Here is a 13,906-nt window from a genome sequence, read left to right as displayed (position 1 = left end):
ATGGTGAAGGACGTCAACGGGCGGTTGGGGGAACTGGAGAAACGGGTCGACCCCCGCAAGACGGGCACCGGCCCCGACACCCCCCGCCCCGGCGGCCCCGGCACAGGCACCGAAACAAACCCGGACACGAACGGCAAGACCGGTACCGACGGTAAGACGGGCACGGACGGTAAGACGGGCACGGACGGCAGGACCGGCACCGACACGGATGGCAAGACCGGTACCGATGGCAAGACTGGCACCGATACGGACGGCAAGACCGGTAGTGACGGCAAGACCGGCACCGGCACGGACGGGAAGACGGGGACCGGTGCGGACGGCAAGCCTGACGCGGACGGCAAAACCGGCACTGACGGCAGACCTGGCAATGACGGCAAGACGGGCGCCGATGGGAACACGGGTGCCGACGGGAGAGGCGACTCCGACGGGAAGACCTGCGACGACGACGATGGCGCGAGGACCGGCCAGGATCGCGGGACGGGCAAGGACACCGGGACGGGGACGGGCACAGGAGTCGGCCAGGGCACGGGAGTCGGCCAGATCGACGACGCGGGTCAGGGCAGGGGCACCGGGCGGGACGACGGCGCAGGTCAGGGAGTAGGCGGCGGTCAGGGCGCAGGATCCGACCAGGGAACGGGAACCGGAACGGGCACCGGCCAGGACGGCGGGACGGGCCAGGGCACGGGCACCGGCCAGGACTGCGAAACCGGCAAGGGCACGGGAACGGGTCAGGGCACAGGAGTCGGTCAGGGCACAGGAGTCGGTCAGGGCACGGGAGCCGGCCAGGGTGACGGTGCCGGTCAAGGCGAAGGCGCCGGCCGAGGTGACGGCGCCGGCCAAGGTACGGGTGTCGGCCAGGGCACTGGGGTAGGCCGAGGCGATGGCGCTGGCCAGGGCACGGGCGTGGGCCAGGGTGACGGCGCCGGCCAAGGTACGGGTGTCGGCCAGGGCGATGGCATGGGCCAGGGGACCGGGATCGGTCAGGGCGACGGCAGCGGTGGGAACGGCCAGGGCACTGACACCGGTCAGGACACCGGAACCGGGCGAGATGGTGGCATAGGTCAGGACGGCGACACCGGTGCCGGGCGGGATGGTGGGGTCGGCCAGGGCGGCGACACCGGGCAGGGCACCGGTGGTGAGACCGGTGGCGCTGCGACGGGCACTCCCGTCGGGGACGGCCATGAGGCCACCAAGCCGCAGGTCGTGGTGGTCGACGGGGTCAAGGTGCTGCAGGTGCCGCTCGACCCGCCCACGGCCGCGGCGGTCGAGGACATGCTGGAGAACTCCCGGGACGTCCAACCGGCCGACATGCCGAAGGTCACGGCCGACCGTCCCGACGTCACGAACGTCGGCGGGTACGCCAACGACGGCAGCGATGTTGTCTCCGCCGCAGCGAACCCACCGAACCTGGACGCGCTGAGAACGGTGATCGAGAACCACCGGGACATAGCGCCGCAGGACATGCCGAGCGTGGAGATCCCGGCCGGCGAGTACGGCAAGGGCGAGTGGTCGGAACGCACGATCCGCCCGGACGGCCCCGCCGGCTCGATCGACGCAGGCAGACCCAACGCGGGCAGCGAATCAGTGCCCCTCCCACCAAGAGACACCCCGGCAACAGACACCTCCACCACAGCGAACGCGACCGTGAGCGGCACCTCCACCACGGCGAACACGCCTTACGCCGGCGACTCAACAACCACGGCAACGTCCTACGGCGACGGCTCCACATCTGCGACAACGTCCTACGGCGGGGGCTCCGCGACAGCGGACACGACGACCTACGGTGGCGGTTCCGCATCAGTGGACACGACGACCTATGGCGGTGGTTCCGCACCAGGTGACGCCGGCTACGACGGTGGCTCCAGGTCAACGGACGCCTCTTACGGTGGCGGCTCCTCATCGGAGGGAACGGGCTGGCACGATGGCTCGGCCTCGGGTGACGGCACAGCGTCGGGCGCCTCGGGCACCCCCGCGCCGACCGACGACCCACGCGGCACGGGCACCGACGGGGCATGCGAGCCAGGCAAGGACACCACCCCCGACCGTCCAACGGGAGACCGACCAGGCCAGGGCACCGGCGACGCCCAGGGCACCGGCGACCGCGGCACCGGCGAGCGCGGAACGGGTGATCGGGGAACGGGCGATCGAGGCGCAGGCGGTCAAGGCCCCGGCGACCAGGGCACCGGTGACCGTGGTGCGGGAGGTCAGGGGACCGGTGACGGGGGCGCTGGTGGTCAAGGGACCGGTGACCACGGTGCCGGTGATCGGGGAACGGGCGATCGAGGCGCAGGCGGTCAAGGCCCCGGCGACCAGGGCACCGGTGACCGTGGTGCGGGAGGTCAGGGGACCGGTGACGGGGGCGCTGGTGGTCAAGGGACCGGTGACCACGGTGCCGGTGATCGGGGAACGGGCGATCGAGGCGCAGGCGGTCAAGGCCCCGGCGACCAGGGCACCGGTGACCGTGGTGCGGGAGGTCAGGGGACCGGCGATCGGGGTGCTGGTGGTCAGGGCACCAGTGATCGTGGCACGGGCGGTCAGGATCGGCCCGTCACGATCCCACCGACCAACCCGTCCGTCGATCCCCCCGGCGGCGCGCCGACCGGCGGCTCGGGAACGCCGACGGAGACCGACTCCAGGACCGGCGGCGTCCGGGCGGGCGAAGGCGCGCTGGTATACGGCATCGGACCAGGCGAAAGAACCGGTGACGGCACGGCCGTGTACGGCACAGTCGCAGGTGAAAGGGCGGGCGAAGGCGCGGCGGTATACGGCATCGGGCCTGGGGAGACGCCCGGGCAGTCGGCCGGGAGTCCCGTTCGGGTGTTGCCGATCGCCTACGACGTGAACCCCGGTCCCGAGACCGCGGCCACCCAGGGCGGCCCATGGGCGCATGACGGCAGTGATGTCGTGTCGGCAGAGGCGGCGCCGCTTGATCTCGATGCGCTCAGGACCGTGATCGACGACCACCGTGACATCCCGCCCCAGGAGATGCCGTCCGTGCAGATCCCGCCGGGCGAGTACGGCAAGGGCGAGTGGGCCCCCGAGGACATCAGGCCGGACGGTCCGCCGGGTGAGGTCGGTCCGGGCCGGCCGGAGAGGAGTTCGTGATGTACGCCGACCCGCCCGCGCCCCGGGAGAAGGGCCCCGCCGAGGCTCCGCCCGGTGGACCGCTGGCCGCCCCTCAGTACTTCAATCCCGAATACGAGCGCCTGGTCGTGGCGTGGAAGGCCGTGCTGCCCCAGCTTGACGCGCTCAGAGCGGCCCTCGACAAGGCGTACGGCCTGGCCAGCAGCCCTCAGACGTGGGATGCCCCGGTGGGCGAGCGTTACGTCGAGGAGATGCGCGAGTGGCGGACGAGACTGTCTCTCTACCGCCATTCGGTGCTCACGGCGATCAGCGACGAGGCGGCCGGTACGCCCCGATGGGTGCCGTCAAAGGCGGACGCACCACACGCCTTCCCGGCCTAAGACACGTCCTGGCGGCCGGAGGGTGGGCCTTTCTCGCATGGGACGCGCCAGTGCGGCCGGAGGGGTGGGCCTTCCCCGTATGAGACGCGCATGCGCGGTTGGGGGCGGGCTTTCCCTGTATGAGACACGTCCGCCCCGCCTGGGAGGCGTCCGACCCGCCTGGGAGGCGTCCGTCCGGGCCGGGACGTGTCTGCCCCGTCCGAGACGCCGGGACGTGCATGCCCGTCCTGGGGCGTGTCTGGTCGTCGTGAGACGTGCCTTCCCGGTCGGTGGCTGGCATGAGGGGAGATTTCCGGGCATGACCGGTGTATGGGAGAAACGGACATACGGTCGTACAGTGGGGAAATGGGTACGGAGCCCTACTACGGTCCGGACTTCGGGCTGCTGCGGAAGCGGGATCCCGAGATCGCCCGGATCCTGGTCGACGAGCTCGACCGGGTCCGCGGCGGCATCCAGCTGATCGCGAGCGAGAACTTCACCTCGCCCGCCGTCATGGCCGCCCTGGGTTCCACCCTGACCAACAAGTACGCCGAGGGCTACCCGGGACGGCGCTACTACGGCGGCTGCGAGGTCGTCGACCGCGCGGAGGAGCTGGCGATCGAGCGGGCGCGCGAACTGTTCGGGGCCGAGCACGCGAACGTGCAGCCCCATTCCGGCGCCTCGGCGAACCTGGCCGCCTACGCCGCCCTGCTGCAGCCCGGCGACACGATGCTGGCCATGGCGCTCCCGCACGGCGGTCACCTCACCCACGGCTCGAAGGTGAACTTCTCGGGACGATGGTTCGACGTCGTCTCGTACGGCGTGCGCCGCGACACCGAGCTCATCGACTACGACGAGGTGCGCGACCTGGCCCTGCGCCACCAGCCGAAGCTCATCGTGTGCGGCGCGACCGCGTACCCGAGGCTGATCGACTACTCGGCGTTCCGCGGCATCGCGGACGAGGTGGGGGCGTGGTTGCTGGCCGACGTGGCGCATCCGATCGGGCTGATGGCGGGTGGCGCGATCCCGTCGGCGGTCCCGTACGCGGACGTGGTGACGTTCACCACGCACAAGGCGCTGCGCGGGCCGCGCGGCGGCGCGATCCTGTGCACGGAGGAGTTGGCCGGGCGGATCGACCGGGCGGTGTTCCCGTTCGTGCAGGGCGGGCCGCTGATGCACGTGGTGGCGGCCAAGGCGGTGGCGTTCGGCGAGGCGATGCGGCCGGAGTTCGCCGGCTACGCCAGGCAGGTGATCGTGAACGCGCGGGCGCTGACGGAGGCGCTGGCGGTGCGGGGGATGCGGGCGGTGTCCGGCGGGACGGACACCCATCTGGCGCTGATCGACCTGCGCGGGGCCGGGGTGTCGGGGGCCGAGGCGGAGCGCAGGTGCGCGGCGGCGGGCATCACGCTCAACCGCAACGTGATCCCGTACGATCCCGAGCCGGCGGCCGTCACCTCGGGGATCCGGGTCGGCACCCCGTGCGTGACCACGCAGGGGATGGGGCCCCAAGATCTCAAAGAGGTGGGCGCCCTGGTGGCGCGGGCGGTGCTGGACCCGGCCTGCGCAGGGGAGGTGAGGGCAAGGGTGGCGGCGCTTCTCGCCATCCATCAGCCATATCTGAGCGAATTTTAAGCGGGTCTGTGTCGTTTTCCGGTCACAGTCGGCCGGAGCATCCGGGAAACTAGGTACGTGCGCGAATACCTCTTCATGGCGCTCATCTCAGCAGCGGTGACCTATCTCCTGGTCCCGCTGGTGCGTCGCTTCGCCATCCGTATCGGCGCCATGCCCGAGGTTCGCGAGCGCGACGTGCACACCACGCCGACGCCCAGGCTCGGCGGGCTGGCGATGTACGGCGGGCTGGTGGTGGGTCTGCTGACGGCCGGCCAGCTCACCCATACCGGCCAGGCGCTGGCCCAGTCCGAGGCCAACGCGGTCACGGCGCTCATCGTCGCGGGTGGCCTCATCACGGTGACCGGGTTCCTCGACGACTGGTGGGGCATGGACGCCTTCATCAAGCTCGGGGGCCAGATCGCGGCGGCCGGGGTGCTGGTCTCCTTCGACCTGCGCCTGCTCTACATCCCGCTGCCGAAGGACTGGGGCGGCTCGACCAGCCTCGACTACACGCTCAGCACGATCATCACGATCCTGGTCGTGGTGGTGACCATCAACGCGGTCAACTTCGTCGACGGCCTCGACGGGCTCGCGGCCGGGATCGTCTGCATCGCGGCCATGGCCACCTGGGCCTATTCGATCTTCCTGGCGCAGAGCATGAGCGTCGGCAACATCACCACGACCGCCGCCATCGCCGCCGTGCTGATCGGCACCTGCCTGGGCTTCCTGCCGCACAACTTCCATCCGGCGAAGATCTTCATGGGCGACACCGGCGCGATGCTGATCGGCCTCGTGCTGGCCTCCTCGATCGTCACCGTGACCCCGCTCGACCCGGCGGCCATCGAGGACATGAACAAGGTCCCGGTGCTGCTGCCGCTGATGCTGCCGGCCGCGGTGCTGGTGCTGCCGCTGATCGACCTGATCACCGCCGTGGTGCGGCGCACCTCGCAGGGCCTGTCGCCGTTCGCGCCCGACCGCGGCCACCTGCACCACCGGCTGCTCGACATCGGCCACTCGATGCGCCAGTCGGTGCTGATCATGTACGCGTGGGCGTTCCTGTTCGCCTTCGGCGTGGTGCTGATGTCCCGCCAGGGTGTGCCGGTGCTGATGTTCCCGGTGGTCATCATCCTCGCCGTGGCCGTGCTGGTCCTGATGGCGGCTCCGCGCTGGCGGGGCAGGGGCGGCTCCCACTCCGCGCCGAGAGGCAAGCACCCTGAAGACGACGACGGCCCGCCGACCGGGCCGATGCCGCCGATCCTGCCGGAGCCGCAGGTCAGACGGCAGCCGCCGCCCGCGGAGGGCGGCCCGTCCGCACCGCGCGCGACGGCCGACGGCAATCCGGTCATTCCCGTCTTTCCGAGCCGTTCTTGATCGCGAACTAGAAACGGCAGGTAAAAGCGGTCTTCCGTGAGCTTGTGATATCTTTCACGAGCAGGGACTCCAGACGTACCGGTTCTGGGGGTAGCAAACGCTCGCTTGATAACTTGCTGATGGAGCTTTGATGCAGGCCAACGACGTGCGCGTACTCAAGAGCGCCGCGATCCCGACTCTGGCTGTCGGAGTGGTCGCCGTGGTCGTGGCGCTGCTGGCGGCAGGTGGCAAGGGGGCGCTCGGCGCCGGCATCGGCGCTCTGCTCGTCGGGATCTTCTTCAGCATCAGTGTGGTCGCGGTGTCGTACGCCGCCCGCGTCTCCCCGCAGATGATGGCGATCGCCGCGATGCTCAGCTATCTCGTCAAGGTCGTCGTCATCATGCTCGTGCTGAGCGCCTTCGGCGACACCACGGCCTGGAACTCCCGGGCCTTCGCCTGGACAGTCGTCGTCTGCACGCTGGTGTGGACCGGCTTCGAGGTGCGCGCTTTCATCAAGACGAAGATGCTTTACGTCGACCCCGAGGCCCGGGTCCCCGGTAAGGGCGACTCATGAGGCCGACTCCCGGACGGGGTCCGATATGACTAGTCCTCCACTCGCCTGCTATCGTCGGGGCCGCGATGAGCGCACAGGAACGCCGACCGGAAGAAGACGGTCGCGACTTCGCCGACGCCATGTGGTCAGTCCCCAGCTATCTGCTCGCAGGGATGGCTTTCTACGGCGGTCTCGGCTGGTTGCTGGACCGCTGGTTGGACATGTCCGCGTTCTTCCCCATAGGCGTCGTCCTGGGGGTCGTGCTCGGTGGCTATCTGGCCTACCGGAAGTCCGGTCGCTAGCCCGACGCAGCGATCGCTTCGCTGAGGAAACCCTTGTGAATCACTACGACGTTGAAGGGAACGCCGCGTGAACGCGCTGACGGTCCTCGCTCCACCAGCCGACCAGTTCGGGGCGCCTACGCCTGAAGAGCTGTTCAACCTGCCGCCCATCATTCCCGGGGTCGAATGGTTCACCAAGCCGGTCCTGCTCGCGCTGCTCAGCGCGGTATTCGTGATCGGCATCTGCTGGGCCGCCTTCGCCAACCCCAAGGTCGTGCCGAGGGGTGTGCAGAACGTCGTCGAGTACGGCTACATGTTCGTCCGCGACCAGGTCGCCCGCCCCTTCCTGGGGAAGGACGCCGACCGGTGGATGGGCCTGCTGGTGACGCTGTTCTTCATGGTCCTGGTCTGGAACCTCATGGGCGTCGTCCCGATCCTGCAGTTCCCGGTGGCCTCGCACATCGCCTTCCCCGCCGTGCTGGCGCTGTCGATCTACGTGCTCAAGGTCTACCTCGGCATGAAGCACCAGGGCGCCTGGGGCTACTTCAAGAACATGATGTTCCCCCCCGGGCTGCCGAAGCCGATCTACCTGCTGCTGTCGCCGATCGAGTTCCTGTCGAACCTGATCATCGCGCCGTTCACGCACGCGGTCCGACTGTTCGCCAACATGTTCGCCGGCCACATGCTGCTGGCGTTCTTCAGCATGGTCGGCTTCTGGTTCCTGTTCGAAAAGCTCTCGCCGCTGGGCGCCCCGATCGGTGTCGTCGGCGTGGTGATGACCATCATCCTCACGGGTTTCGAGATGTTCATCCAGTTCCTGCAGGCATTCCTGTTCGCGATGCTGGCCGCGATGTACATCGGCGGCTCGCTGCACGCAGAGCACTGAGATCCACATACCGGAATATCCATGACCGGTGACACCGAGTCGCCGGCCGTTCAGTAAAGGAATAACAGCAATGAGCATTCTCGCTGAGGTCTCCGGCAACGTCACCGCCATCGGTTACGGTCTCGCCGCCATCGGCCCCGGCATCGGCGTCGGCATCATCTTCGGTCAGGGCGTGCAGGCCATCGCCCGCCAGCCGGAGGCTTACGGTCTGATCCGCCAGAACATGCTCCTCGGCTTCGTCCTCACCGAGGCCCTCGCCCTGATCGGTCTCGTCGCGCCGTTCATCTTCCAGGGCATCTGATAGACCGCCCTTCTGACGAAAGGCTGCACTCATGACATCCATGGCAGCTAGGCTTCTCGCCGCGCCGGAGGAGCACTCGAGCAACCCGCTCATCCCGCACACGTACGAGCTCGTCGTCGGTATCTTCGCGTTCGCCGTCGTCTTCTTCGTCGTCGGCCGGATGCTCATCCCGCGGATCCAGAAGACGCTGGCCGAGCGCACCGACGCCATCGAAGGCGGCATCAAGCGGGCGGAGGAGGCGCAGGCGGAGGCTCAGGCCCTGCAGAAGCGCTACACCGAGCAGCTCGAAGAGGCCCGTCGCGACGCCGCCAGGCTGCGCGAGGAGGCTCGCGAGCAGGCCGCGCAGATCAAGGCCGAGCTGCGCGAGGAGGCCCAGGCCGAGGCGCGCCGCCTCGTCGAGGCCGCGCACGCGCAGATCGAGGCGGACCGCCAGGCGGCCTTCGCCCAGCTCCGCACGGAGATCGGCCGTCTGTCGACCGACCTCGCCGGGCGCATCGTCGGCGAGTCCCTTGAGGACGAGGCCCGCCAGAGCCGCATCGTCGACAGGTTCCTCGACGAGCTGGAGAGCCCGAACGCGCAGGCGGTGCGCTGATGCGCGGTCTGAGCAGGGCCTCGCTGGCCGAAGTCGAAGAGCGGTTCAACGCGGTCGCCGGCAGTGCCGACCTCGGTGCGCTCTCCGACGAGCTGTTCGCGGTCGCGGATCTGCTCGACCGCGAGCACGGCTTGCGCCGCGCCCTGTCCGACCCGGCCAGGGCGGCCGAGCAGAAGGCGCGCGTCGTCCACAACCTGCTCGACGGCAAGGTCGGCGCGGCGGCCCTGGCCACCACCGAGGCCGCGGTCTCGGCGAAGTGGTCGCGGGCCGGTGACCTGGCCGACGTGCTCGAACGGCTCGGTGTCGTCTCCGCCGCGGCGGAGGCCGAGGGCCAGGGCAGGCTCGACGAGGTGGAGGACGAGCTCTTCCGCTTCGGCCGCATCGTCGCCGGCAACCCCGGACTGCGTCGTGCGCTCGCCGACGCGGCCGCCCCCGAGGAGGGCAAGCGCGAACTGCTGCGCGGCCTGCTCGAGGGCAAGGTGGCCCAGTCCAGCCTGCGTCTCATCGCGCAGCTGGTTGTGCACCCGCGCGGGCGTAGCCTGGAGACAGGCCTGGAAGAGGTCGGCCAGCTCGTGGCCCAGCAGCGCCAGCGCCTCGTGGCGGTGGTGCGCAGTGCGGTCGAGCTGAGCGAGGCGCAGAAGACGCGCCTGGTGACGTGGCTGAGCACCTCTTACGGGCGTGACGTGCACCTGAACGTCGAGGTGGACAAGCGAGTGCTCGGTGGATTCTCGGTCCGCATCGGCGACGAGATCATCGACACCACCATTGTGGGACGAATCGAAGAAGTCCGCCGCCGGTTGGCCGGCTAGGCGAAGAGGGAGACAGAGTAGAGATGGCGGAGCTTACGATCCGGCCGGACGAGATCCGGGACGCGCTTGAGCGCTTCGTCCAGGCGTACGAACCGGAAGGCGCCGCGCGCGAGGAGATCGGGACCGTCGTCGACGCCGGCGACGGTATCGCCCATGTCTCCGGCCTTCCCTCGGCGATGGCGAACGAGCTGTTGGAGTTCGAGAACGGTACGCGCGGCCTGGCACTCAACCTCGACACCCGCGAGATCGGTGTCGTCGTCCTGGGTGAGTTCAGCGGCATCGAGGAGGGCCAGACGGTCCGCAGGACGGGCGAGGTCCTGTCCGTGCCCGTCGGCGACAACTTCCTCGGCCGCGTGGTCGACCCCCTGGGCAACCCGCTCGACGGCAAGGGCGCCATCGAGGCCGAGGCCACTCGTGCCCTCGAGCTTCAGGCCCCCACGGTCGTCCAGCGCCAGCCCGTGAAGGAGTCGCTGGCCACGGGCATCAAGGCGATCGACGCCATGACGGCGATCGGCCGCGGTCAGCGTCAGCTGATCATCGGCGACCGCGGCACCGGCAAGACCGCGATCGCCGTGGACACCATCCTCAACCAGCGCGAGAACTGGGCCTCAGGCGACCCCGCCAAGCAGGTCCGCTGCGTCTACGTCGCGGTCGGCCAGAAGGGCTCGACCGTCGCGCAGGTGCGCGCCCGCCTGGAGGAGGCCGGCGCGATGGAATACACCACCATCGTCGCCGCGCCCGCGTCCGAGGCCGCGGGCTTCAAGTACATCGCCCCCTACGCCGGCTCGGCCATCGGTCAGCACTGGATGTATCAGGGCAAGCACGTCCTGATCGTCTTCGACGACCTGACCAAGCAGGCGGACGCCTACCGCGCCGTCTCGCTGCTGCTGCGCCGCCCGCCGGGCCGTGAGGCCTTCCCCGGCGACGTCTTCTACCTCCACTCCCGGCTGCTGGAGCGCTGCGCCAAGCTCTCCGACGACATGGGCGGTGGCTCGATGACCGGTCTGCCGATCATCGAGACCAAGGGCAACGACGTCTCGGCCTTCATTCCGACCAACGTCATCTCCATCACCGACGGCCAGGTCTTCCTCGAGACCGACCTGTTCAACGCCGGTGTGCGCCCGGCCATCAACGTCGGTGTCTCGGTGTCCCGAGTCGGTGGTTCCGCCCAGGCCAAGGCCATGCGGAAGGTCGCGGGCACGCTGCGTCTGTCGCTGTCGCAGTACCGCGACCTCGAAGCGTTCGCCTCCTTCGCCTCCGACCTGGACGCCGCCTCCAAGGCTCAGCTGGAGCGCGGTCAGCGGCTGGTCGAGCTGCTCAAGCAGGCCCAGTACAGCCCGTTCTCGCTGGAGCGCGAGGTGGCCTCGATCTGGGCCGGCACCACGGGCGAGCTGGACGACGTGCCGATCGAGGACGTCCGCCGTTTCGAGAGCGAGTTCCTGGACTACCTGCAGTCCTCGCACAAGGGCATCTTCGACACCATCCGGGAGACCAGGGAACTGGTCGACGACACGGTGACCGCTCTGAAGGACGCCATCACGGAGTTCAAGAAGGGCTTCACCACCTCCTCGGGCGAGCTGCTGGTCAAGGACGAGCCGGTCGAGCCGCTGGCCGCCAACGAGGTGGGCCAGGAGAAGATCAAGAAGGTCGTCCGGCCGGCGGAGAAGAAGTAGGACATGGGTGCCCAGCTAAGGCTGCTGCGGCGGCGGATCAGCTCGGTCAAGTCGACCGCGAAGATCACGCGCGCCCAGGAGCTCATCGCCTCTTCACGGATCGTGAGGGCGCAGCAGCGGATGCAGGCGGCGTTGCCGTACGAGCGTGAGATCACTCGCGCCGTCACGGGCGTCGTCAGCAACGCCGCGAGCGTCGACCATCCGCTGACCGTGGCGAAGGAGAACCCCGCCAAGGCGGGCGTCCTCATCGTCACCAGCGACAGCGGCTTCTGCGGCGGCTTCAACGCCAACGTGCTGCGCGAGGCCGAGGCCCTGCGCGGGCTGCTGGAGAGCCGCGGTCTCGACGTGGTGCCGTTCGTCACCGGGCGCAAGGGTGTCACCTGGCACTCCTTCCGCAACCGGGAGATGGGCGGCAACTGGGTCGGGTTCTCACGCAAGCCGGCCTACGCCGACGCCAAGGAGATCGCGAACACGCTGATCGACTCGTTCAAGGACGACAACGGCATCGACGAGATCCACATCGTCTCGACCGAGTTCGTCTCGATGCTCACGCAGAACGTCGTGGTCAAGCGGGTCCTGCCGCTGGAGGTCGAGGAGACCGAGGCGTCGGAGTCCACCGCGATCCCGCCGTACTTCGAGTTCGAGCCGACCGCGGGCGACGTGCTGGAGACGCTGCTCCCGCGTTACGTGGAGTCGCGCATCTTCACCGCGCTGCTCCAGTCCGCGGCCTCCGAGGAGGCCGCGCGGCGGCGCGCGATGAAGTCCGCGACCGACAACGCCAACGAGCTGATGCGGGTGCTCACCCAGCAGATGAACCAGGCTCGCCAGGCCGAGATCACCCAGGAAATCAGCGAGATCGTCGGTGGCGCCAACGCGCTGGCTGACGCCGCAGCGGGGAAAGAGTGAAATGACTGCAGAGGCTGTTGAAACTGTAGAAGCCGCCGCGGCCGGCACTGGCCGCGTGGCCCGAGTCACCGGCGCCGTCGTCGACGTGGAGTTCCCCGTCGAGGCGATGCCCGACATCTATAACGCGCTCAAGGTCGAGGTGACCCTCGGCGGCGAGACCAAGGCGCTGACCCTCGAGGTCGCCCAGCACCTGGGTGACAACATCGTCCGCGCCATCTCCATGCAGCCCACCGACGGCCTGGTCCGCGGCCAGGCGGTCGCCGACACCGGTGCGCCGATCTCGGTCCCGGTCGGCGACGTCGTCAAGGGTCACGTGTGGAACGCGCTGGGCGAGACGCTCGACGTGCCGACCTCGTCGCTGAAGATCGAGGAGCGGTGGGGCATCCACCGTCCGTCCCCGCCCTTCGACCAGCTCGAGTCGCGCACCGAACTGCTGGTCACCGGCATCAAGGTCATCGACCTGCTCACCCCGTACGTGCAGGGTGGCAAGATCGGCCTGTTCGGCGGCGCCGGCGTCGGCAAGACCGTCCTCATCCAGGAGATGATCCGCCGGGTCGCCCGTAACTTCGGTGGCACCTCGTGCTTCGCCGGTGTGGGCGAGCGCACCCGTGAGGGCAACGACCTCTGGCTGGAGATGGAGGAGGCGGACGTCCTCAAGGACACCGCGCTCGTCTTCGGCCAGATGGACGAGCCGCCGGGCACCCGTCTGCGGGTCGCCCTGTCGGCGCTGACGATGGCGGAGTACTTCCGCGACGTGCAGAAGCAGGACGTGCTGCTGTTCATCGACAACATCTTCCGCTTCACCCAGGCGGGTTCCGAGGTCTCGACCCTGCTCGGCCGCATGCCCTCCGCCGTGGGTTACCAGCCCACGCTGGCCGACGAGATGGGTGTGCTCCAGGAGCGCATCACCTCGACGCGCGGTCACTCGATCACCTCCATGCAGGCGATCTACGTGCCCGCCGACGACATCACCGACCCGGCCCCGCACAACGCGTTCGCGCACCTCGACGCGCAGACCGTGCTGTCGCGGCCGATCTCGGAGAAGGGCATCTACCCGGCGGTGGACCCGCTCGACTCCTCCTCCCGGATCCTCGACCCGCAGATCGTCGGCGAGGAGCACTACCGGGTGGCCCAGGAGACCAAGCGGATCCTGCAGAAGTACCGCGAGCTCCAGGACATCATCGCGATCCTCGGTATCGACGAGCTGTCCGAAGAGGACAAGGTCACCGTGCAGCGGGCCCGCCGCATCGAGCGCTTCCTGTCGCACCCGATGTACGCGGCCGAGGCCTTCACCGGCCAGCCGGGCGAGACCGTGCCGCTGGACGAGACCATCGCCTCGTTCAAGGGCCTGTGCGCGGGTGAGTACGACCACCTGCCCGAGCAGGCGTTCTTCATGGTCGGTGGCATCGAGCAGGCCATCGCCAAGGCCAAGGAACTCGAGGGCCGCTAATCGCCCATGGTGGCGGCGCGGGCTCCGCGGAGCCCGCGCCGTTACCTGATC

Annotated in this window: 13 protein-coding genes; all 13 read left to right on the top strand. The window is 69.2% G+C overall.

What is annotated here, in order from left to right:
* A complete protein-coding gene (locus tag OIE67_RS37885) occupies window positions 1-3,105 on the top strand; it encodes a hypothetical protein (RefSeq protein WP_326629554.1) in 3,105 nt (1,034 codons plus the stop codon).
* Window positions 3,105-3,464: a hypothetical protein gene (locus OIE67_RS37880; RefSeq protein ID WP_326629553.1), complete on the top strand. Its 360-nt coding sequence runs from the start codon at window positions 3,105-3,107 to the stop codon at window positions 3,462-3,464. The genes OIE67_RS37885 and OIE67_RS37880 overlap by 1 nt, the downstream gene beginning before the upstream one ends.
* Before the next feature lie 345 nt (window positions 3,465-3,809).
* Window positions 3,810-5,075 (top strand): serine hydroxymethyltransferase, encoded by a 1,266-nt coding sequence (locus tag OIE67_RS37875; protein ID WP_326629552.1) that lies wholly within the window; start codon window positions 3,810-3,812, stop codon window positions 5,073-5,075.
* A gap of 57 nt (window positions 5,076-5,132) precedes the next feature.
* Window positions 5,133-6,425 (top strand): glycosyltransferase family 4 protein, encoded by a 1,293-nt coding sequence (locus OIE67_RS37870; RefSeq protein WP_326629550.1) that lies wholly within the window; start codon window positions 5,133-5,135, stop codon window positions 6,423-6,425.
* Between the two features lie 130 nt (window positions 6,426-6,555).
* Window positions 6,556-6,978: a hypothetical protein gene (locus OIE67_RS37865; protein ID WP_326629548.1), complete on the top strand. Its 423-nt coding sequence runs from the start codon at window positions 6,556-6,558 to the stop codon at window positions 6,976-6,978.
* A gap of 65 nt (window positions 6,979-7,043) precedes the next feature.
* On the top strand, window positions 7,044-7,259 hold the full coding sequence (locus OIE67_RS37860) for an AtpZ/AtpI family protein (protein WP_245956295.1): 216 nt from the start codon (window positions 7,044-7,046) through the stop codon (window positions 7,257-7,259).
* A 67-nt stretch (window positions 7,260-7,326) separates the two neighbouring features.
* Window positions 7,327-8,124 (top strand): F0F1 ATP synthase subunit A, encoded by a 798-nt coding sequence (gene atpB, locus OIE67_RS37855; protein WP_106248173.1) that lies wholly within the window; start codon window positions 7,327-7,329, stop codon window positions 8,122-8,124.
* 70 nt (window positions 8,125-8,194) lie between these two features.
* The gene (atpE, locus tag OIE67_RS37850; RefSeq protein ID WP_106248174.1) at window positions 8,195-8,425 is read left to right on the top strand and encodes an ATP synthase F0 subunit C; all 231 of its coding nucleotides are present in this window, start codon (window positions 8,195-8,197) and stop codon (window positions 8,423-8,425) included.
* A 31-nt stretch (window positions 8,426-8,456) separates the two neighbouring features.
* Window positions 8,457-9,017 (top strand): F0F1 ATP synthase subunit B, encoded by a 561-nt coding sequence (locus tag OIE67_RS37845; RefSeq protein WP_219912223.1) that lies wholly within the window; start codon window positions 8,457-8,459, stop codon window positions 9,015-9,017.
* Window positions 9,017-9,826 (top strand): F0F1 ATP synthase subunit delta, encoded by an 810-nt coding sequence (locus OIE67_RS37840; RefSeq protein ID WP_326629542.1) that lies wholly within the window; start codon window positions 9,017-9,019, stop codon window positions 9,824-9,826. The genes OIE67_RS37845 and OIE67_RS37840 overlap by 1 nt, the downstream gene beginning before the upstream one ends.
* Window positions 9,827-9,849: 23 nt before the next feature.
* Window positions 9,850-11,499, top strand: coding sequence for a F0F1 ATP synthase subunit alpha (atpA, locus tag OIE67_RS37835; RefSeq protein WP_326629540.1), 1,650 nt, complete (start codon window positions 9,850-9,852; stop codon window positions 11,497-11,499).
* 3 nt (window positions 11,500-11,502) lie between these two features.
* Window positions 11,503-12,405 (top strand): F0F1 ATP synthase subunit gamma, encoded by a 903-nt coding sequence (locus OIE67_RS37830; protein WP_326629538.1) that lies wholly within the window; start codon window positions 11,503-11,505, stop codon window positions 12,403-12,405.
* A 1-nt stretch (window position 12,406) separates the two neighbouring features.
* Entirely contained in the window at window positions 12,407-13,855 is a 1,449-nt protein-coding gene (gene atpD / locus OIE67_RS37825; RefSeq protein ID WP_326629536.1) for a F0F1 ATP synthase subunit beta, read from the top strand.
* The last annotated feature ends 51 nt before the right edge of the window (window positions 13,856-13,906 follow it).

This window comes from Nonomuraea fuscirosea, from assembly GCF_035917475.1.
GTDB classification, from domain to species: Bacteria; Actinomycetota; Actinomycetes; order Streptosporangiales; family Streptosporangiaceae; genus Nonomuraea; species Nonomuraea fuscirosea.
Note: the sequence above shows the minus strand (reverse complement) of the source record. Positions and strands in the feature narration are given on the sequence as shown.

What these genes read in the sequence shown, in the direction of transcription:
- OIE67_RS37885 (WP_326629554.1), top strand. Translation starts at nt 1, where the DNA reads ATGGTGAAGGACGTCAACGGGCGGTTGGGGGAACTGGAGAAACGGGTC.
- atpD (WP_326629536.1), top strand. Translation starts at nt 12,407, where the DNA reads ATGACTGCAGAGGCTGTTGAAACTGTAGAAGCCGCCGCGGCCGGCACT.
- OIE67_RS37860 (WP_245956295.1), top strand. Translation starts at nt 7,044, where the DNA reads ATGAGCGCACAGGAACGCCGACCGGAAGAAGACGGTCGCGACTTCGCC.
- atpE (WP_106248174.1), top strand. Translation starts at nt 8,195, where the DNA reads ATGAGCATTCTCGCTGAGGTCTCCGGCAACGTCACCGCCATCGGTTAC.
- OIE67_RS37845 (WP_219912223.1), top strand. Translation starts at nt 8,457, where the DNA reads ATGACATCCATGGCAGCTAGGCTTCTCGCCGCGCCGGAGGAGCACTCG.
- atpA (WP_326629540.1), top strand. Translation starts at nt 9,850, where the DNA reads ATGGCGGAGCTTACGATCCGGCCGGACGAGATCCGGGACGCGCTTGAG.
- OIE67_RS37880 (WP_326629553.1), top strand. Translation starts at nt 3,105, where the DNA reads ATGTACGCCGACCCGCCCGCGCCCCGGGAGAAGGGCCCCGCCGAGGCT.
- OIE67_RS37840 (WP_326629542.1), top strand. Translation starts at nt 9,017, where the DNA reads ATGCGCGGTCTGAGCAGGGCCTCGCTGGCCGAAGTCGAAGAGCGGTTC.
- OIE67_RS37830 (WP_326629538.1), top strand. Translation starts at nt 11,503, where the DNA reads ATGGGTGCCCAGCTAAGGCTGCTGCGGCGGCGGATCAGCTCGGTCAAG.
- OIE67_RS37865 (WP_326629548.1), top strand. Translation starts at nt 6,556, where the DNA reads ATGCAGGCCAACGACGTGCGCGTACTCAAGAGCGCCGCGATCCCGACT.
- OIE67_RS37875 (WP_326629552.1), top strand. Translation starts at nt 3,810, where the DNA reads ATGGGTACGGAGCCCTACTACGGTCCGGACTTCGGGCTGCTGCGGAAG.